At 40.0% G+C, this 21219-nt stretch carries 19 protein-coding genes and 1 riboswitch; of the genes, 2 read left to right on the top strand and 17 right to left on the bottom strand.

What is annotated here, in order from left to right; genetic code table 11:
* Window positions 1–139: 139 nt before the first annotated feature.
* The 3 genes from ptsP to A33I_RS12835 all read right to left on the bottom strand — a co-directional run bounded on the left by ptsP (window position 140) and on the right by A33I_RS12835 (window position 3271).
* Complete coding sequence (ptsP, locus tag A33I_RS12825; RefSeq protein WP_022628794.1) at window positions 140–1861, bottom strand: phosphoenolpyruvate--protein phosphotransferase; 1722 nt, start codon at window positions 1859–1861, stop codon at window positions 140–142.
* Window positions 1861–2124 carry a phosphocarrier protein HPr gene (locus tag A33I_RS12830; RefSeq protein ID WP_012959961.1) on the bottom strand — a complete coding sequence of 88 codons (264 nt, stop codon included), beginning with the start codon at window positions 2122–2124 and terminating at the stop codon, window positions 1861–1863. Before A33I_RS12830 ends, ptsP begins: the two co-directional genes overlap by 1 nt.
* 310 nt (window positions 2125–2434) lie before the next feature.
* A complete protein-coding gene (locus tag A33I_RS12835) occupies window positions 2435–3271 on the bottom strand; it encodes a PRD domain-containing protein (RefSeq protein ID WP_022628795.1) in 837 nt (278 codons plus the stop codon).
* A gap of 215 nt (window positions 3272–3486) precedes the next feature.
* Between A33I_RS12835 and A33I_RS12840 the strand changes: the two genes are divergently transcribed.
* Window positions 3487–3711 carry a helix-turn-helix domain-containing protein gene (locus tag A33I_RS12840; RefSeq protein WP_012959963.1) on the top strand — a complete coding sequence of 75 codons (225 nt, stop codon included), beginning with the start codon at window positions 3487–3489 and terminating at the stop codon, window positions 3709–3711.
* A gap of 128 nt (window positions 3712–3839) precedes the next feature.
* Here A33I_RS12840 and A33I_RS12845 read toward each other — a convergent pair whose 3' ends face one another.
* From A33I_RS12845 to A33I_RS12865, 5 genes are all read right to left on the bottom strand, one after another.
* Window positions 3840–4301: an acyl-CoA thioesterase gene (locus A33I_RS12845; RefSeq protein WP_022628796.1), complete on the bottom strand. Its 462-nt coding sequence runs from the start codon at window positions 4299–4301 to the stop codon at window positions 3840–3842.
* Between the two features lie 131 nt (window positions 4302–4432).
* Complete coding sequence (gene sdhB / locus A33I_RS12850; protein ID WP_012959965.1) at window positions 4433–5185, bottom strand: succinate dehydrogenase iron-sulfur subunit; 753 nt, start codon at window positions 5183–5185, stop codon at window positions 4433–4435.
* Window positions 5182–6951 carry a succinate dehydrogenase flavoprotein subunit gene (sdhA, locus tag A33I_RS12855; protein WP_012959966.1) on the bottom strand — a complete coding sequence of 590 codons (1770 nt, stop codon included), beginning with the start codon at window positions 6949–6951 and terminating at the stop codon, window positions 5182–5184. Before sdhA ends, sdhB begins: the two co-directional genes overlap by 4 nt.
* 13 nt (window positions 6952–6964) lie before the next feature.
* Window positions 6965–7594: a succinate dehydrogenase cytochrome b558 subunit gene (locus tag A33I_RS12860; RefSeq protein WP_012959967.1), complete on the bottom strand. Its 630-nt coding sequence runs from the start codon at window positions 7592–7594 to the stop codon at window positions 6965–6967.
* A gap of 397 nt (window positions 7595–7991) precedes the next feature.
* Window positions 7992–9341, bottom strand: a complete 1350-nt coding sequence (locus A33I_RS12865) for a TrkH family potassium uptake protein (RefSeq protein ID WP_022628797.1) — start codon at window positions 9339–9341, stop codon at window positions 7992–7994.
* Between the two features lie 202 nt (window positions 9342–9543).
* Between A33I_RS12865 and A33I_RS12870 the strand changes: the two genes are divergently transcribed.
* Entirely contained in the window at window positions 9544–9942 is a 399-nt protein-coding gene (locus A33I_RS12870; protein WP_022628798.1) for a YslB family protein, read from the top strand.
* A 33-nt stretch (window positions 9943–9975) separates the two neighbouring features.
* Here the strand turns inward: A33I_RS12870 and A33I_RS12875 are convergent, their stop codons facing one another.
* The 9 genes from A33I_RS12875 to A33I_RS12915 form a co-directional block, all read right to left on the bottom strand.
* Window positions 9976–11220, bottom strand: a complete 1245-nt coding sequence (locus A33I_RS12875) for an aspartate kinase (protein ID WP_022628799.1) — start codon at window positions 11218–11220, stop codon at window positions 9976–9978.
* 149 nt (window positions 11221–11369) lie between these two features.
* A riboswitch (Lysine riboswitch) is annotated at window positions 11370–11558 on the bottom strand.
* Window positions 11559–11632: 74 nt separating this feature from the next.
* Window positions 11633–13423, bottom strand: coding sequence for an excinuclease ABC subunit UvrC (uvrC, locus tag A33I_RS12880; RefSeq protein WP_022628800.1), 1791 nt, complete (start codon window positions 13421–13423; stop codon window positions 11633–11635).
* Between the two features lie 192 nt (window positions 13424–13615).
* A complete protein-coding gene (gene trxA, locus A33I_RS12885; protein WP_022628801.1) occupies window positions 13616–13930 on the bottom strand; it encodes a thioredoxin in 315 nt (104 codons plus the stop codon).
* A 206-nt stretch (window positions 13931–14136) separates the two neighbouring features.
* On the bottom strand, window positions 14137–15114 hold the full coding sequence (locus tag A33I_RS12890) for an electron transfer flavoprotein subunit alpha/FixB family protein (RefSeq protein ID WP_022628802.1): 978 nt from the start codon (window positions 15112–15114) through the stop codon (window positions 14137–14139).
* A 14-nt stretch (window positions 15115–15128) separates the two neighbouring features.
* Complete coding sequence (locus tag A33I_RS12895) at window positions 15129–15899, bottom strand: electron transfer flavoprotein subunit beta/FixA family protein (RefSeq protein ID WP_022628803.1); 771 nt, start codon at window positions 15897–15899, stop codon at window positions 15129–15131.
* Between the two features lie 27 nt (window positions 15900–15926).
* Window positions 15927–16700 (bottom strand): enoyl-CoA hydratase, encoded by a 774-nt coding sequence (locus tag A33I_RS12900; RefSeq protein WP_022628804.1) that lies wholly within the window; start codon window positions 16698–16700, stop codon window positions 15927–15929.
* 20 nt (window positions 16701–16720) lie between these two features.
* On the bottom strand, window positions 16721–17308 hold the full coding sequence (locus tag A33I_RS12905; protein ID WP_012959976.1) for a TetR/AcrR family transcriptional regulator: 588 nt from the start codon (window positions 17306–17308) through the stop codon (window positions 16721–16723).
* Window positions 17309–17409: 101 nt separating this feature from the next.
* Complete coding sequence (locus A33I_RS12910; protein ID WP_022628805.1) at window positions 17410–19119, bottom strand: long-chain-fatty-acid--CoA ligase; 1710 nt, start codon at window positions 19117–19119, stop codon at window positions 17410–17412.
* A gap of 201 nt (window positions 19120–19320) precedes the next feature.
* The gene (locus A33I_RS12915) at window positions 19321–21024 is read right to left on the bottom strand and encodes a long-chain-fatty-acid--CoA ligase (protein WP_022628807.1); all 1704 of its coding nucleotides are present in this window, start codon (window positions 21022–21024) and stop codon (window positions 19321–19323) included.
* Window positions 21025–21219: the final 195 nt, after the last annotated feature.

Consider the following 21219-nt stretch of genomic DNA (forward strand, 5'->3'; position numbering starts at 1 on the left):
CACTTAAAATATGTACCTTATTTCCTCATTGTCTCTGTTTTCTGCAGGAATTGCAAGCTTTGATCTAACTGTTACGAGAAATGTCAAATGATTTTGCTCATAAAAAAGAGCAACCGCCAAGACGGTTACTCTAAGTATATTATGCTTTCACAAATGCTTCACGGACACGAGCTTCTACTTCATCTGCTGTATCTAAGTTAAGCATTTCTTGCGCAAACGTTGCTAATTCTTCTTTTGACAGGTCAAGTAATTGACTTCTAGCAGGTAAGATAGATGTTGCACTCATGCTGAACTCATCAAGACCAAGACCTAATAATAACGGAATAGCAATCTCGTCTCCTGCCATTTCACCGCACATTCCAGCCCATTTTCCTTCTTTATGAGCTGCTTTAATGACCATATCTACTAATCGTAAAATGGAAGGGTGATACGGCTGGTACAAGTATGAAACTCGCTCATTCATACGATCTGCTGCCATTGTATATTGAATCAGATCATTTGTACCAATACTGAAGAAATCAACTTCTTTGGCAAAACGATCTGCAGCTACTGCTGTCGAAGGAATCTCAACCATGATTCCAACTTCGATCTCATCTGATACTTCTACACCTTCAGCAGTAAGCTTGTCCTTTTCTTCAGCAAGTAAAGCTTTTGCTTCGCGAAGTTCTTCAAGAGTAGCAATCATTGGGAACATAATCTTCAATTGACCATACGAGCTAGCACGCAAGAGAGCACGCAGCTGAGTACGGAACATATCGTCTTTTTCTAGACAAAGTCGAACGGCACGGTACCCTAAGAAAGGATTCATCTCTTTCGGAAGATCTAAATAAGGAAGTTCTTTATCTCCACCGATATCAAGAGTACGAATAACGACCGGTTTTCCGTCCATACGCTCAACTACTTCTTTATAAGCTTCGAACTGCTCATCCTCAGTCGGAAGTGCGTCACGTCCCATATAAAGAAATTCGGTACGGTATAAGCCAATACCCTCTGCACCATTATTAATTACACCTTCAAGATCTTTTGGTGTACCAATATTTGCAGCAAGCTCTACATGTTGACCATCCTTTGTAACAGATGCTTCATTAACAAGCTTAGCCCATTCTTCCTTCTGCTTTTGATAATCAGCTTTCTTCTTTTCGTATGTAGCCAACTCATCAGAAGATGGGTTAATAATGACATCACCATCGATACCATCTACAATAATTGTCATTCCATTCTCAATTTTTGCCGTTACTTCTTTAGCCCCTACGACCGCAGGGATTTCAAGTGAACGAGACATAATAGCTGAATGAGATGTTCTTCCGCCGATATCTGTAGCAAATCCTTTAATGAATACAGGGTTTAACTGCGCTGTATCTGATGGCGTTAAATCTTCTGCAATAACAATCGTTTCCTCAGCAATAGTTGCTAATGATTGAGCTTCAACGCCTAGAAGATGTCCAAGCACACGCTTTGATACATCACGAATATCAGACGCACGTTCTTTCATATATTCATTATCCATGTTCTCAAACATATCGATGAACATATTAGCGATTTCATTTAATGCGTATTCGGCATTTTGACTTTCATCGTTAATTTTCCCTTTTACTGCATCAACAAGCTCAGGATCACTTAAAACAAGCAAGTGAGCCGCGAAGATCTCGGCTTTATCAGCACCCATTTCAGCTTCAGTCTTGTCTTTAATGACAGTCAGTTCATCTTTTGCTGTTTTAAGTGCCGCATCAAAACGCTCAATCTCAGCATCACGATCAGTCACTTTTTTTAATTCAATATTCAGGTCAGGTTCAACGTGGACAAAAGCTTTGGCGATTGCTACTCCGCTAGAAGCAGCAATCCCAGTTAATTTTAATGACATTATTCGCCTAACCCTTCTTTAATAACATCCTCAATTGCTTGTAATGCTTCATCTGCATCAGAACCTTCTGCCTTAATTGTTACTTCAGCACCTTGACCTACACCTAGTGACATAACACCCATGATTGATTTTAAGTTAACAGACTTACCTTTGTACTCAAGAGTTACATCTGATGAGAATTGTCCTGCTTTGTTTACTAATTGTGTTGCCGGACGAGCGTGAATTCCTGTTTCTGCTGTAATTTTAAATGTTTTTTCTGCCATTGTTCATCAACCTCTTTCATTTATTTTAGAATGGGGTTGGTTTGATGCACCCATTCTGTTTCATAATTTTGTCGCTGCTCTTTGCATCCTCCTAACGTTAACTATGCAATTTGCATCTGCATGAAAACGTTTTAAAGGGAATCCTACAAAAAACAGGCATCAGTAAAGAAACGCACATGATGATAACATGGACTACACTTGTATCGTACCCCATTTAAACCTCATATACACTTCCATACTCATGCCTGATCTTGTCAGTAACACGTAACCTAAGTGCAACATTTATTTACTTAGTAAGACAACATATTATTTATTTAATAAATCGTTGTAAGTAAAACACAACTTCCGGCAGCTGTTCTGCCTTGTAATGTGTGTTAAAACGTTGATTTAAAACATTAATTAACTCACTAGAGACAGTATAGCACAACTCAAATTCTTCTTTCAACACATCTGATAGCTTGGGAGAATAGTTGAGTATGTCAGTTGATTGAAAACGATCAATCAGTTCGCACAAAAAACTAACTAAACGCATATACTCAACTGAGCGCCTATTCAAACTGACATTGCCTTTTTCCATAATAATTTCTACAAGCTCTGAAATGAGCTGAGGATGTTCATTCATCTCAGATAGTGGCTGATTAGATGAAGCACTATAAATATGCAATGCGACAAATCCAATTTCAGCTTCTGGCAGTTCGACAGCCAAGTGAGAGTTTAAGTAATCTACCGCTTTTCTAGCAAGGTGAAACTCGTTTGGAAACATCATCTCAGTTTCAGTTAAAAATGGATTAGAAATTTCGATCCCCTGCTCCAGCCTTCTTATCGCAAATTGAATATGATCCGTTAAAGCAAGATGAATCCGTTCATAAAGAGGCTTAGGCAGCTCTCTTTGAATCATGCGGATAATCTCATTGATATGAACGATTAATGCTTCATCTAGATCACTTAGGAGCTCTCTGTATTGCTTTTGTTCTTCTTTGTCTTTTAACACAAATAATTTATCAATTGCATCGGCTTGTATGTGCTGTCCTTTTTTACGGCCAAAGCCAATCCCTTTGCCAATGACAATCACTTCATTAAGCTCAGGACTTTGTGCGATTACCACATTATTATTAACTACTTTCTCAATTCGATAAGTTCCATTCATGAACTGCCCTCTTTTGCATACATTCTATATACCATCTTATCTAAGGAGCAAATCACCGTCAATAAATATAGTCATTCGTATCATGCTTTATTTATTTAGAGATTATGCTCACATGTTAGAAGTTCTTTACATATACTATCAAGACTAAAGCCCTTCAACAGTGGGATTGAGTTACCCAAATTCGCTCTTAGCCCGAGCAAGAAGGAGTGAACTCATTGAAAGGAGCAGAATTCGGACCTAAACCATTACTTACGAAAAGGGAACGAGAAGTGTTCGAACTACTTGTACAAGATAAAACAACGAGAGAAATTGCACAAGAACTTTTCATAAGTGAGAAAACAGTACGAAATCACATTTCTAATACAATGCAAAAGTTGGGGGTTAAGGGGCGCTCTCAAGCTGTTATTGAACTGATCAGATTAGGTGAAATCGAAATCTAAACAGCATTAAACGCAGCAGGTGCACAAACATCATATGACAGCCTTCTCGGTCAGCTTACCTCCTAATTTGGAAGTAAGCTGACTTTTACTGATTTATAAAGCCTCTGTAACCACACTTTTACCATTGCTTATGAACAAACCATTTCTCCTTTGAGAGCTTGACGCATTTCTTCATTCCAAGGTACTGCTTTGCCGCTTTCTTTACCTATTTGGACAATGGCTCCTCTTCCAGTTAAGCACACCTCTTGATCTTGATTAAGAACGAGATAGTGAAGATCCAATGATGAACTTCCTAATTTTTCAACTTTCACATACACTCTTAGCTGCTCGTTGAATTTAATTTGTCTTACATAATCGCATTGAAGGTCAGCTGCTACGATCATCGTCTCAAAATCGGCATCGGCCCATTTTTGCATTAACCCTAACGAGCTGAAATATTCAAGCCTGGCATCTTCAAAATAAACAAGGGCGTTTTTGTTGTTCACATGCCCGAAAGCATCTGTTTCTGAAAATCTCACACGAACCTCGCTTGAGAAAGTGAACCCATTTTTCCATTTATCAAAATCAGTAATATACGCTGGCAGTCTCATGTTAGTCCCTCACTTCAAATAGTAAATAGTCTATTAAAAAAACTCACCCTCTATTGACCTATATACCTACTTAAGGGTAATAGCTCAATAAAAGGGTGAGTGTTAAATTTCAATCATTAACCGATTAATTCTTATTGTCCACCAAAGAAGTTCTTAAATGATTGTAATGTTGTTTGACGGTTTAGGTCCGCAATGGATGTCGTAAGAGGAATCCCTTTTGGACAAGCTTGTACACAGTTTTGTGAGTTACCGCAATTAGCAAGTCCGCCATCACCCATAATAGTCTCTAAACGTTCTGCTTTATTCATTTCACCAGTTGGATGAGCATTGAATAAACGAACTTGAGATAACGGCGCAGGTCCGATAAATTCAGATTTACTGTTTACATTCGGACATGCTTCTAAGCAAACCCCACAAGTCATACATTTAGAAAGTTCATAAGCCCATTGACGCTTTGTTTCTGCCATACGTGGCCCTGGCCCTAAATCGTATGTTCCGTCAATTGGAATCCATGCTTTTACTTTCTTCAATGAATCAAACATTCTGCTGCGGTCAACCATTAAGTCACGTACAACAGGGAATGTTTTCATTGGCTCAAGGCGAATTGGCTGCTCAAGCTGATCCACTAGTGCCGTACATGATTGACGGGGCTTCCCGTTAATCACCATTGAACACGCTCCGCATACCTCTTCTAGACAGTTCATATCCCATGCGATTGGAGTTGTTGTTTCCCCTTTTGTAGTAACTGGGTTACGACGGAACTCCATTAACGCTGAGATAACGTTCATATTTGGACGATATGGTACCTCAAACTCTTCCACATAAGAACTGCTGTTCGGGTCATCTTGACGAGTCACTTGGAATTTGATTGTTTTTTCACTCATGATTTAACAGCTCCTTGCTTCTTTTGTGAGTAGTCACGTTTACGAGGTTTGATGAGTGATGTATCAACTTCTTCATACGTAAAGTCTGGTGCGTTCTTCGCTGGGTTGAACGTAGCCTTTGTTGTTTTTAAGAAGTCTTCATCATTACGCTCAGGGAATTCAGGCTTATAGTGTGCTCCGCGACTCTCGTTACGATTGTAAGCACCAAGAGTAATTACACGTGCAAGGCTTAACATACCATCAAGCTGGCGTGTGAATGATGCACCTTGGTTACTCCATTTAGCCGTATCATTAATGTTGATGTTTTTGTAACGTTCCATCAACTCTTGAATCTTTTCATCTGTTTTAAGAAGCTTTTCGTTGTAACGTACTACTGTTACGTTATCTGTCATCCACTCACCAAGCTCTTTGTGAAGGATATAAGCATTCTCTTTACCATCCATTTTCATGATGTTATCAAATGTTTCTTGCTCTTTCTTCACTTCATTATCAAATAATGATGAAGACATAGCTTCTGCAGACTTCTCTAGTCCGTTCATGTATTCAATAGCTTTAGGACCAGCAACCATTCCACCGTAGATCGCAGAAAGCAGTGAGTTTGCTCCTAAGCGGTTTCCACCATGCTGAGAGTAATCACACTCACCTGCAGCAAATAGACCAGGGATGTTTGTCATTTGATCGTAATCAATCCACATTCCACCCATTGAATAGTGAACAGCAGGGAAGATCTTCATTGGTACTTTACGTGGGTCATCCCCCATGAACTTCTCATAAATCTCGATGATACCGCCAAGCTTAATATCAAGCTCTTTAGGATCTTTATGAGATAAGTCAAGGTATACCATGTTTTCTCCATTAATACCAAGCTTTTGCTCAACACAAACGTCAAAGATTTCACGCGTTGCGATATCACGTGGAACAAGGTTTCCGTATGCAGGGTATTTTTCTTCTAGGAAGTACCACGGCTTACCATCTTTATATGTCCAAACTCGTCCACCTTCACCACGTGCTGACTCACTCATTAGGCGAAGCTTATCATCACCTGGGATTGCTGTAGGGTGGATCTGAATGAATTCACCGTTTGCATAATGAACACCTTGTTGATAAAGTTTCGCAGCAGCAAAACCAGTGTTGATTACGGAGTTTGTTGACTTACCAAAGATAATTCCAGGGCCGCCTGTTGCCATGATTACAGCATCAGCTGGGAAGCTCTTAATTTCAGAAGACTTCAGATCTTGTGCTGTAATTCCACGACAGGTACCTTCATCATCAACGATAGCTGATAAGAACTCCCATCCTTCATACTTTGTAACAAGACCGCTTGTCTCATGACGGCGAACCTGCTCATCTAGTGCATACAGTAATTGCTGTCCTGTTGTAGCACCTGCAAATGCTGTACGGTGATGCTGAGTTCCACCAAAGCGGCGGAAATCAAGAAGACCTTCTGGAGTACGGTTAAACATAACTCCCATACGGTCCATTAAGTGAATAATCCCTGGTGCTGCTTCTGTCATTGCCTTTACAGGAGGCTGGTTTGCTAAGAAGTCCCCCCCGTATACCGTGTCATCAAAGTGCTCCCAAGGAGAATCCCCTTCACCCTTTGTATTTACCGCACCATTAATTCCGCCCTGTGCACACACAGAGTGAGAACGTTTTACCGGCACCAATGAAAATAAATCAACAGGCACCCCTTTTTCTGCTACTTTAATTGCTGCCATCAGACCAGCTAGTCCGCCTCCGACAACAATAACTCTGCCTTTACTCATCCTGATCCACTCCTTAAATGTTTGCTAAGTCTGGATTAATGAATGCGAGGATTGCGCGAATCCCAACAAACGTTAATGCGACGAAAATACCGATCGTTACATATGTTGCAATTTGCTGTGAACGTGGTGTAACTGTAAGTCCCCAAGATACTGCAAATGACCACAAACCATTAGCAAAGTGGAACGTAGCAGCAACGACACCTAAAATATAAAACGCAAGCATAAATGGACTGCTTAAAATATCGGCCATCATATTGTAGTTAACTTCTGCACCAAATGCAGCTGCGATACGAGTTTCCCAAACATGCCATGCAATGAAAATTAATAAGAAGATACCTGAAGTACGTTGTAAACGGAACATCCAGTTACGGAAGAAACCATAACGTGCCGTGTTATTTCTAGCTTGGAATGCAATATAGATACCATAAATAGCGTGGTATAATAGTGGAATAAAAATAATGAAGATCTCAAGCGCATAACGGAAAGGTAAGCTTTCCATGAAATGTGATGCTTGGTTAAATGAACTAGCTCCTCTTGTAGCAAAATGATTGACTACCAAGTGTTGTACTAAGAATAATCCAACTGGAATTACGCCTAGTAAAGAATGCAACTTACGATTAAAAAACTCTCGATTACCGGCCATACCTTTGTCCCCCCACAATTGTTTTTTGACTACCCATACAAAAACTCTGTCTACATTCTCTCTTTTTCCGTATAACGTGTACCTCCCCACTGTGAAAACAACGTGATATGGAAATTAAACGAAATTTGTGAAACTTACGTAAAGTTTCTGTGAAAAAAATCCGACAAATTAATTGTACTCCCATCAGTTTGCCTCGTCAAGAAAACGTATACAAGTCTTTTATCCAAAGTTTTTCGCGCTTTGTAACCCTTACTGGGCAAGAAACCCTTGGTATTTCGCACTTTTTGTAGAAAATAGTCTGTTAATTTTAATGGCTCTAACTCAATCTCCTGAAAAAAATTATAAAAAAAATCCTGTTTACCCTGAATTTCTCAGGATAAAACAGGATTTTTGTTCTTTAACCAATAATAATCCGCTCAGTTGGATATTTAAAATGACTCTTCGTTTCTCTTCTTCTAATAGAGAATAAGAAGGCGATTAGTCCAACCCGCCCAATAAACATTAATACCATTAATACAAACTGGCTAGGCAACGATAAATCAGGTGTAATCCCTAATGATAAGCCACATGTTCCGAACGCAGAGGCAGTTTCAAAAATAATCGCTAAAAGCGTGATATCACTTTGCGATTCAAATGCAGCAATTAAAGTAACAGCTGCAAACAACATGACTAGAAACACGGATAGAACAATGAAAGCCTTTTGACGATCTTCAGGATGAATCTCTCTTCCAAATACTTTTACATCATCCTTACCCAGGGCAAAGCATTTAATCGTTAAAAACATGACCGCTACCGTCGTCGTTCGAATTCCCCCGCCCACACTTGAAGGACTGGCCCCTATAATCATAAGGGCAGACATAAACAATAATGTCGCAATATTTAATTCCGACACATCCATAGTCGAAAGGCCGCCGCTTCTCGTGGTGGCTGAATTAAAGATGGAATAAAACAACTGCTGATGCCACTCAAGACCTACGTAATAGGATCCCGTCTCAAGCGCCCAGATTCCAATAACCCCAATAATAAAAACAGCAAAATAAGTAGTCGTTGTAATTTTCGTAAACAAGCTGAATTTAAAATGAGGGTTATCTTTAGAGAAATACTCCTTTAGTTCCATTAACACAGGGAACCCAATCGCACCAGCAAAGATAAGCAAAATCACCACAAGCTGAACATAATAATCGTTCGCAAAAGGAATTAATGATTGCCCCGTGACATCAAAACCCGCATTTGTAAATGCACTTAATGAAGCAAATGCCCCTTGATAGAAGGCTTCTCCAACCGTATCAAAGTAGCGTATATAATATGTACCTAGAATCAATGCCCCAATTAATTCGATGATTAACGCTACAAAAAGAATACCTCTCATCAAATTCACAAGGCCGGAAAATTTATTTTGGTTTTGATCAACCATAATCAGCATTCGCTGAGATAAATTGATTTTCTTTCCGAAAAGCATCCATACAAATGTGCCTAGTGTCATAATGCCAATTCCGCCAAGCTGAATAGCCAATGCAAGAAAGAATACACCTATATAACTATACGTTTCTGACACATTTACCACCGTTAACCCAGTCACACTTACCGCACTTACAGACGTAAATAACGCTTCAGAGAAAGTAAGGTCGACTCCTTCTTTATGTGAGATAGGTAGATAAAGAAGGATACTAAAGACAATCATTGCTACGATATAAGAAATGATAATAACCCTAAAGGGGGAAAGAAATTGACTTAACCCTAATTTCATCGCGTAGTACCTCCGTATTCATTCGCGCTTAAGTATACCATTTCTGTATAAGAGAAACTATAAGCGCTAGGAAAAAAGTAAGCACTTTTCCTTATCTTTCCCACTGATAATCTCTCAATACTTCTGAGATTCCTTCTATATTCATTTGGACAGCTAGAAAGAGACCTTTTATAATATAAGAAGAGGAGAGGTGTTTTTCTACATGGAATCTAGAGATGAGACATTCGGTTACGATTTACTTAGAAATGATATTTTAAAGGAGGTCTTCGGGCAAGAGCATGATTCTATTATGTACTGGGTTGGAAAAGCCCTTGCTCGCAAGTACCCGTTACATACAATCGAGGAAACCATCGATTTTTTTGAAAAAGCAAATTGGGGTACCCTGTCATTAGTAAAAGAAAAAAAGCAAGAGCGGTTATTTGAACTGCGCGGCGAATGGATGGATAAAAAAGATGATCGCTGTTATCAATTAGAGGCTGGATTTCTTGCGCAGCAAGTAGAAACATGGCTGTCCTCTTATACAGCTGCTACTCAGACAAAGAAAAAAGGAATCATTCACATTCAAGTAGAGTCTGATCTGCATGATACGATTGAAGCGTAAAAAAAGCGATGCATGAGTGCATCGCTTTTTCCTTTATACTAATTGTGCCGCTTGTTCTTCATGTACTTCGTCTAACTTAAACGCATCATGTAAGACCTCAACAGCCATCACCATATCGTCTTCAGAAACAACAGCCGACACTTTAATCTCAGATGTACTGACCATTTTAATGAATATTTCATTTTTAGCTAGAGCCTCAAACATTGTAGCTGCCACACCAGGATTTGAAATCATGCCTGACCCTACAATCGATACTTTTGCTAGATCTTCTTCATGATATAAGTGTTCAAATTCAAGTTCGTTCTTTGCTTGCTCTAAACATGCTACCGTTTCTTTCAGTGAGCATTGAGTAATAGAAAATGAGATATTAACATGATCTTCGTCATATTGGTTCTGAATAATAATATCTACATTTACTCCGTTGCTAGACAGAATAGAAAAAAGTTTTGGCAGGGTATCCATACGGTTTGGCAGACCTGCAACCGTTACTTTTGTGACGTCATTCTCAAATGCAATCCCTCGTACAATTAAATTTTTCTCCACTGTAACTTCCTCCTCAATCATTGTTCCCGTTTCTTCTACCATGCTTGATGCAACCATTAATGGGACTTCATAATTTTTCGCAAACTCTACCGCTCTTGGATGAAGTACGCCTGCCCCCAAATTAGCCATTTCTAACATTTCATCGTAGGATACCGCCTGCAGTTTACGTGCCTTCTTCACATACCGTGGGTCCGTCGTGAAGACTCCTGTTACATCTGTATAAATCTCGCAACGATCGGCCTCTACAGCTGCAGCTAACGCAACCGCTGTTGTATCTGAACCGCCTCTTCCTAATGTTGTAATGCTGCCATCTTCTGTTACACCTTGAAACCCTGCCACAACAAGCACTTTTCCTGCTTCAAGCTGATTCTTTAAACGTTCTGAATCAATTTCTTTTATTCTAGCATTTCCATGAGTTGCTTCTGTTAAAATTCCTGCCTGACCGCCTGTATAAGATACGGCTTCTACTCCGCGCTTTAAAAGAGCCATTGTAAGTAAGGAGATCGTGACCTGTTCTCCAGTGGATAAAAGCATATCCATTTCTCTTTTACTTGGATGCTCCGTAATATCATTTGCTAAACCGACTAACTGATCCGTTGACTTTCCCATCGCTGATACAACAACAATCAGCTCACTCCCTGCCTCCGCTGCTCGTGTAACACGGTCTGCAACATTTTCAATCTTTTCTACAGAACCAACTGATGTTCCGCCGTATTTTTGTACAATCCTTGCCATTTCGCCTCATCCTTTCAATCTCTTCACGCGCGATACTTTTGATCGACTGGATGTGTTATACCTTTTTTGCGTACAAAAAAAGCAACAATAAGGAAAACCCCTCACCGTTGCTTGTCATACCGTACAGGTACCACACTACTCCCTTTCTCACGTGAGATAGTTCTCCACAAGACTATTGGGTATAGTCAAGTGACAGCCTTATCCCTGTTTGAGATAAGTCCAGCATGTATAGCTATGAGCTCTATACAAACTTCGGCGAATTCCCCTTTTAACCAGCGTCTTAGAACCTCACCGCTCTCAACTGGTTTACTAATGGTTTTCGCTCCTCTACCATCACTTCATTGTTTTGAAGTGCGGCATATTTAATTGGTTTTCATTCTAGCAGAGGATTACGTATGTTGCAATAAGAAATTTAATCTTTCTCATGCAGCTTTTCATAAATAGCTTCTGCTACGTTCCTTGGAACCCCTTCTACTGCTAATTCTTCAATCGTCGCTTCCTTCATTTTTTTCACGGACCCAAAATGTTTGAGCAGCTGGCGTTTTCGTTTCTCTCCTACACCAGGAATCTCATCAAGCACAGATTGAAAGAAGGTTTTTGACCTTGTTTGTCTATGAAAGGTAATCGCAAACCTGTGAACCTCATCTTGTATTCTTTGAAGTAGATAAAATTCATGGCTGTCTCTTTTTAACGGAATGACTACAGGAGGGTCGCCCATTAATAATTGAGAAGTGCGGTGCTTTTCATCTTTAGCAAGTCCGCAAACCGGTATGAAGAGTCCTAATTCGTCTTCAATTACTTCTTGCGCAGCAGCGATTTGACCTCTCCCGCCATCAATGACAATTAAATCAGGCAGCGGTCTTTCTTCTTGGAGCAGCCTCACATAGCGCCTTTTTACAACCTCGCGCATTGAACCGTAATCATCTGGACCTGTCACTGTCTTAATTTTATATTTCCGGTAATCTTTGCGGCTTGGCTTCCCATCTAAAAAGGTCACCATTGCAGAGACAGGATCTGTTCCTTGAATGTTTGAGTTATCAAAGGCTTCTATGCGATAAGGTGTTGCAATCCCCATTGCTTCTCCTAATCGTTCTACTGCTTTGATCGTTCGATCTTCATCCCGCTCAATTAAGGAAAACTTTTCTTTTAGCGCAAAAGAAGCATTCTGGTTGGCTAAATCAAGCAGTTCCTTTTTCTTACCTCGTTTTGGATGAGCTGTTTTCACTTCTAATAATTGTTCAACCAATTCACGATCTACTTCTTCTGGCAGGAGTATTTCTGCTGGCTTAATATGATCTTTTTGAAGATAAAACTGCCCTACAAATGTAAGCAGATCATCCTTAGCTTCTTTATAAAATGGAAAAATCGACACATCCCGCTCGATCAGCTTTCCTTGACGTATAAAGAACACTTGCACGCACATCCAGCCTTTATCATAAGCAAAGCCAAATACATCTCGATTAATGTGATCATTAATGGTCATCTTTTGCTTTTCTCTGATTTGGTCCATATGCTGCAATAGATCTCTTAATTCTTTGGCCCGCTCAAAATTCAACTCTTCTGAGGCTTTCATCATCTTCTCGGTCAGATCTTCTTTAATCTCATCATGACCTGAACGCAAAAATTTAGTGATTTCTTGAACCATCTCTTGATTTTGCTCTTTGGTTACCTCATAAACACACGGCGCTAAACATTGACCAATATGATAATATAAACACACTTTATCAGGCATCGTTCTGCATTTACGCAATGGATATAAGCGGTCTAATAACTTTTTCGTTTCGTTAGCCGCCCCTGCATTAGGATAAGGACCAAAATACTTTCCGCCGTCTTTTTTTATATTTCTTGTCGTGATCAAACGCGGATGCTCTTCGTTCGTAATTTTTAAATACGGATACGATTTATCATCTTTTAACATGACATTGTATTTTGGGTCATGTTTTTTTATTAAGTTCATCTCGAGAATAAGTGCCTCGATATTTGATGAGGTCATAATATATTCAAAGTCCACAATTTCACTAACAAGCCTTTGTGTTTTCGCATCATGAGAACCGGTGAAATATGATCTCACTCGGTTTTTCAAAACCTTTGCTTTTCCTACATAGATAATGGTTCCTTGACGATCTTTCATTAAATAACAGCCAGGCTGATCAGGCAAGACCGCTAGCTTTTCCTTCAGGTAATTTCCATCTTTCTGATTCACTTACACGTCTCCCCCTCTCCATTACAGCGAAACTTATTGCTGTAAATCCGATAGCTCTAACCTATTGGCTGCAAAATCTAAACATATGTTCTCTCACTCTATTGTTAGCGACATCTAAAAAAATATCAAGTATGAAGCAGCAAGCACAGCAAAAAATCGCGCTCTCTTTTGAGGGCGCGATTTCATAATGAATTATAGGTGTTTGTTTAGAAGTTCAGCTAATGCTTCCTTCGGCTGGAACCCAACAACTTGATCTACTACATCTCCATCTTTAAAAACAAGAAGAGTAGGGATACTCATGACGCTGTACTTACCAGCTGTTTCTTGGTTCTCATCTACATCTAACTTAGCGATCTTTACTTTATCGCCCATCTCTGCATCTAATTCTTCAAGAACAGGTGCAATCATTTTACAAGGTCCACACCAAGGTGCCCAAAAGTCTGCAAGAACGACTCCCTCACTTGTTTCACTTGCGAATGTTTGATCTGTTACGTTTACGATAGCCATCAAAAAAGCCTCCTTTAATTCTCAACAAAATAATTTACAGTCTGATTATACCATTTGACGTATTAAATTGGCGAATAAGTTGCTCGCAATTATCATCCCCTGCCTAGTATTAAAATAACCGAATGAATAATTTTAAAACATGCCCGCTATAATACAGGCAACAAAAAAAGAAAGCCCATGCGTCCATGGACTTTCTTTAAGGATCATTAGTTAGAAACTAATGTGCTTTTAAGCTCTTCTGTCAGGATTGGAAGAATTTCAAATAGATCGCCGACTATACCGTAATCAGCTACTTCAAAAATAGGAGCTTCTGGGTCTTTGTTAATTGCTACAATGACCTTAGAGTTAGACATACCAGCTAAATGTTGAATCGCACCTGAAAGACCAACCGCAATATATAAGTCTGGTGTTACGACTTTACCCGTTTGACCAATTTGAAGTGAGTAATCGCAATAGTCTGCATCACACGCCCCACGAGATGCTCCAACCGCACCGCCTAGGAGGTCTGCTAATTCTTGAAGCGGCTCAAAGCCTTCTTTACCTTTTACTCCACGGCCGCCAGCTACGATTACTTTTGCTTCAGACAGATCAACACCGCCTGTTGCTTTACGAACTACATCTTTAATGACTGTGCGTAGATCTTTAATATCTACTGTTAAGTTCGACACATCTCCGCTTCTTGACTCATCTTTTTCAAGCGGCGGAATGTTATTTGGACGGATTGTTGCAAAAACAACTCCCTCATTCACTTTCTTTTTCTCAAATGCTTTACCAGAATAGATTGGACGCGTGAATACCGCATCTCCTCCGTCCATCTCAACAGAGATCGCATCAGAGATCAGCCCCGCATTTAGTTTCATTGCAAGACGAGGTGAAACATCTTTCCCTAATGAAGTGTGTCCAAGAAGAACTCCCTCAGGACTCTCTACATCAAGAACTTGCAATAATGCCTGTTGATAAGCATCTGTTGTGTATGTTTTAAGGTCAGCATGGTTCACAACGATTACACGATCTGCACCGTAGTGGATAAGACTTTCAGCTAAACCGCTTACATCTTCTCCTAAAAGAACCCCTACTACTTCTCCGCCATCTGCTACTTCTTTTCCGGCAGCAACTGCTTCATATGATACATTACGTAATTCTCCGTCACGAACTTCTCCGATTACAAGTACTTTCTTTGCCATGATAATCCCTCCAATTAAATGACTTTTGCTTCAGATTTCAGAAGTGATACGAGCTCTTTTACTTGCGCTTGCGGGTCGCCTTCTAATAGTTTTCCTGCTTGCTTTTCTGGTGGTAAGAAGATTTCAATTGTCGTTGTTTTTGCTTCTACATCATCTTCATCCAAGTCAAGATCATCTAAATCAAGTGTTTCTAATGGCTTTTTCTTCGCTTTCATAATACCAGGAAGTGATGGGTAACGCGGCTCATTTAAACCTTGTTGAGCCGTTACAAGAACAGGAAGAGATACTTCTACTGTTTCTTCGTCTCCTTCAACATCACGAACGATTGTTGCTGTCCCGTCCGCCACTTCTAGGTTTGTAATCGTTGTCACTTGCGGGATTTCTAATAGTTCAGCTACACGAGGACCAACTTGTCCGCTTCCTCCGTCAACCGCCACATTTCCGCCTAAAATAATGTCATACTCTTGCTCTTTTAAGTAAGCAGCAAGCATTGAAGCTGTTGTAAATTGATCTAATTCATCTACATCTTCGCTATCAAGCAATACAGCTTTGTCTGCACCCATTGCTAAAGCAGTACGTAGTTCTTTTTCTGCCTCTTCTTCACCAACTGTTACAACCGTTACTTCTCCGCCATGTTCATCACGGAGTACAATCGCTTCTTCAATGGCATACTCATCGTATGGGTTAATAATAAATTCTGCTCCACCTTCATCAATTCGACCGTTTGAGATCGCAATTTTTTCCTCAGTGTCAAAAGTACGTTTCATTAAGACGAAAATGTTCATGCTTTATTCCCTCCTAGAATTAGTAAACTATTTATTTTGGAATTTAGGTGCTCGCTTTTCAATAAAGGCTTGTATGCCTTCTTTTCCATCCTCTGAATCAAATGCAAGCCCAAAAAGTTCAGCTTCTCGCTTCGCTCCAGCTTTGTACTGCTCATCAATGCCAAATTGCAGCAGCTCTAAAGTTAAGCGTGTTGTTACTGTGCTTTTCTTGGCAATCTTTTTCGCTAACGCCATTGCATCTTCAATGAGCGCTTGCTCAGAATGAGTCGAATTAACAAGACCTAATGTTTTTGCCTCAGACCCTGTAATCGGATCACTAGTCAAAAGCATTTCGGTCGCTTTAGCACGGCCAACATACTGCGGCAATCGCTGGCTTCCTGCAAATCCTGGAATTAATCCAAGCTGCAATTCTGGAAGACCAAGTTTTGCATCTTCTGTTGCCAGACGAATATGGCAAGCCATAGCAAGTTCTAATCCTCCGCCAAGTGCTGCACCATGAATAGCTGCAATAACAGGTTTTTTAAATGCTTCAATACGATCAAATAGAACTTGACCTTGCAGGGCTAGTTTGGTGAAAGCTGCACCATCCTCTACCTCTGTGAACTCTTTGATGTCAGCTCCTGCGGCAAAGAATCTTCCTTCGCCGCATAAGAGGACAACATGAACATCATTATTCTGTTCAATTTGAGTAAAGGCTTCATCAAGTTCCGATAGAACGCCGCGTGACAAGGCATTTGCTGGCGGACGAGCTAACGTTATGGTCGCAATATGTTCGCTAACATCAAGCTTGATATAATCCATTCCTTCCACTCCATTCTTATCTACCTTTTACAAAAACCTCCCAAAAGCATTTGGTGTAAGGGTTTTGCTAGAGCACTCAGGTCATACTTGCAGTCTTTCATAACCCAATTTGTAACTACTTCATCTAACGTGCCGAAAATCATTTGACGCGCTAGGCGATTGTCTAACTCAGGGTCAAAATAACCGCTTTCTTTCCCTTCAGTAATTAATTCGTCCATCAAGGTTAAATACCCTTTTAAGATATCATTAATTTTCAGTCTAAGGTCCGTATTTGATTGTCTAAGCTCTAGTTGTGTGACGATAGCGAGCTGCTTATCTGCTTCTAATTGTTCAAAGTGCGTGGTCATTAGAAGGAGGAATTTTTCATCCACGGTTTGGCAAGACTCAATCTTTGTTCGAATGGTCTCTACAAAACGGCCCATCTTCTCTTCAAATAAAGAGGTCAAAATGTCTTCTTTATTTTTAAAATAAAGATAAATCGTTCCATCCGCAACTCCCGCCTCTCTGGCGATCTTCGCTACTTGTGCCTGATGATAACCATGCTTAGCAATAACCGTTACAGCTGCATCGATAATCTGGTTGTATTTTGGTCCTTTTTTCTTTCCCACTTTTGTCGCTCCTTTAAAATGAATGAGTATTCATTCATATCTCTTATTCTAGTGGAAAAAACCAAGACTGTCAATCCACCATTTTCATAATAGAATGGTTATCAACTAGATTTCTCTTGATTTAATGCAGCTGTTTTCTCTTTTTCTTCCTCGATAAGTACTCGCTTTAAAATTTTACCGACAATTGTTTTTGGGAGCTCTTCACGGAACTCATATAACCTTGGTACTTTATAAGCAGCCAGATGTTTACGGCAATATTGATTTAACTCTTTTTCAGTAAGCTGCTTGCCTTCTTTAAGGACGACAAATACCTTTACGGTTTCCCCGCGGTATTCATCCGGCACACCAATAGCTACTGCTTCTTGAATATCCTCATGGTTATATAACACTTCTTCAATTTCTCTAGGATAAATGTTAAAACCACCAGCAATAATCATATCCTTTTTACGATCAACGATATAAAAATAGCCTTCCTCATCCATATATCCCATATCACCCGTTAAAAGCCAATCATCTTGCATCGTTGCTTGAGTAGCCTCCGGCCGGTTCCAATACCCTTTCATAATTTGCGGGCCTCGAACGGCAAGCTCCCCTACTTCTCCTTGCTCCACAGGTTCTCCTGTTTCCATAGAGAGAATAACAGCTTCTGTATCCGGCCATGGCAATCCTATACTTGCTTGGCGATGGTCTCCCCATAGCAAGTTACAATGAGTCACCGGTGATGCTTCAGTCAGACCATATCCTTCAACAAGGCGACCGCCTGTCAGCTCTTCAAACTTCTGTTGAACTTCTTGAGGCAATGAAGCAGAACCGCTGATACACGCCTCAATCGACGACAGGTCATACTTCTTGACATCAGGGTGATTAATTAGGCCGATATACATCGTTGGTGCACCTGGAAAGATTGTAATACGTTTTTTGTTAATAATTTTCAAGACTTCTTTTGGATCAAACTTCGGAACAATATGAAGTGCATTCCCGTTCATCAGCGTAAGATTCATTGATACAGTCATGCCGTATACGTGAAAGAATGGAAGCACAGCTAACGTACGCTCTTCGCCTTCTTTCATTTTGTACATCCAATGACGGCATTGAATCGTGTTCGCCACAAGATTACGGTGAGTCAGCATAACTCCTTTTGCAAGGCCCGTAGTCCCTCCTGTGTATTGCAGCAAGGCTAGGTCCTCTCTTGGGTCTATATCTACCTCAGGACGCTTGTCGCTTCCGGCCTTAACAAAGGGCAGAAACGGATGAATAGTAGAAGAGTATTCCACATTGACCGTCATCTTTGTGTTCTTCTTTTGGATAAACGGATAAATCAAATTCTTTGGAAACGGCAAGTAATCTTTGATAGCGGTTACAATAATATGTTCGACTGACGTTGCATTTTTCACCTTCATTACCCGTGGATATAACAAGTCCAAACATAAGATAATTTTGGCGCCTGAATCAGATAGTTGATGTTCTAATTCTCGCTCTACATACAGAGGATTGGTTTGAACGACTACTCCTCCGGCTAGTAATGTTGCAAAATAAGCAATGACTCCTTGCGGGCAGTTAGGCAGCATAATCGCTACGCGTTCACCTTTTTTAAGACCTAAGGTTTGAAGATGATTGGCGAGCCTTCTTACTTCTAAGTCAAATTGACTGTATGTAAGCGACTTCCCCATAAATTCTAACGCCGTGTTGTTCGGATATTTATGTGCAGCTTGCTCAACTAATTCGTGTAGTGAAACATTAGGATATTCGATACTTGCTGGAATTTCCTTGTGATAACGTCCAACCCATGCATGTTCTGTTACTGTCGACATTAATTGGCCTCCTCATCGCTCCCCTTTCCTTATAAACGTTTCCTCTCTCTCTTCTACATTGTAATGAATAATGATTCAATTTTAAATAGATTTTTGTGATTTTTTAAAATTTTCCTGCGATCTAGTCGAAATTTGTCCTTTATTAACATATTCACACTCATAAAAAAACTGCCCGAAAGTCGGACAGTTTCCTTCATCACTCTATTCACTGCTTGCTTTTTTAGCTTCATGCTTTTTGTTTTCTTCTTCAACCAAAACACGTCTGAGGATTTTACCAACAAGTGTTTTTGGAAGTTCTTCTCTAAATTCATATACCTTTGGCACTTTAAATGCAGCTAGATGCTTGCGGCAATATTGATCGAGTTCTTCTTCTGTGACAGATTTCCCTTGCTTTAATACAATAAATGCTTTGACGGTTTCCCCGCGATACTCATCAGGAGCCCCGATAATGACAGCTTCTTGAATCGCATCGTGCTCATAAAGCACTTCTTCAATTTCCCGTGGGTAAATATTAAAGCCGCCTGCAATGATCATATCTTTTTTACGATCAACAATGTAGAAATAGCCTTCCTCATCCATATAACCCATATCACCGGTTAAGAACCAATCATCTTTAAACACTTTAGCCGTTTCCTCAGGCCTGTTCCAGTACCCTTTCATCACTTGAGGACCACGGATGGCAATTTCACCAACTTCTCCAAAATCAGCTTTTTCGCCTGTTTCAGCAGAAATAATTGCAGCATCGGTATCCGGCCACGGCAGACCGATACTTCCTGTTTTCCTCTCTCCCCAAATTAAATTAGAAATAGCAACTGGAGAGGTTTCAGTTAACCCATACCCTTCTACGAGTTTACCGCCTGAGAGCTTCTCAAACTTTTGCTGAACTTCAAGCGGCAAAGGTGCAGCTCCGCTTAAACAAGTTTCAATTGATGATAAATCATATTCCTGTATATCAGGATCATTAATGAGTGCCACATACATGGTAGGAGCACCTGGAAATAGTGTAACCTTTTGCTTTTCAATTGTTTTTAGTACATCTTTCACTTCAAACTTCGGCAGGATAACAGTTGTTAACCCTCCCATAATTGAGAAGTTCATGATGACCGTCATACCATACACGTGGAAGAACGGCAAAGCTGCAAGCATTCTTTCATTGCCAGGGCGCATCTTATACATCCACGCCATACATTGAGAAGTATTAATGACGAGGTTTGCATGTGTCAGCATTACACCTTTAGCAGGGCCGGTTGTACCTCCTGTGTATTGCAATAATGCCAAATCAACGGTAGGATCTACTTCTACATTTACCTCTTTTGTAGACCCTTGGTTTAAGAAATTTTTAAAAGCAAGCGTCTTATCGTCGTACACAACTTCAACTTTAATACCCATTTTCTTTTTTTGCACGAGTGGATACAAGAGATTTTTCGGAAATGGTAAATAATCTTTAATGCTCGTTACGATGACATGTTCTAAGCTGGTTTTACTGCGAACGGCCTGCACTCTTGGAAATACTAAATCAAGACAAATAATTACTTTTGCACCTGAGTCAACCAGTTGATGCTCGAGCTCCCTTTCAACATATAAAGGGTTCGTCTGCACTACAATGGCGCCAATCATTAAAGTACCGTAATAGCTGATAACCGATTGGGGACAGTTTGCAAGCATAATCGCGACACGGTCTCCTTTTTGAATGCCTAGAGACTGAAGCTGATTTGCAAACTGTTTAGCTTGATTGTAAAGCTCTTCATACGTTAACTCTTTTCCAAGGAAATGCAATGCTGATGTACTAGCATACTTACTTGCAGCTTGCTTTAGGTAGTCATGAAGCGTATTGTCCTCATATGGAATCGTATGAGGAATCTCCTTTGGGTAGTGCTTGAGCCAAACCTTATCTTCATGCGTCATAACAGTCATCTCCTTACCCCTTTCTCCATTCTCCTTTCTTGTGTGCCACTCTCCTCTAATACTATTGTATTGTAATCGCTTACAATTTTGAATCTTTTTTTAAAAATTTTCTGAACTTTTTTCCTAGTTCTTATTTATCCGATAAAAAAGACTGTGCAAAATACATTCGCACAGCCTTTATCTATTTTATGAAGC

The organism is Alkalihalophilus marmarensis DSM 21297, from assembly GCF_000474275.2.
GTDB classification, from domain to species: Bacteria; Bacillota; Bacilli; order Bacillales; family Bacillaceae_D; genus Alkalihalophilus; species Alkalihalophilus marmarensis.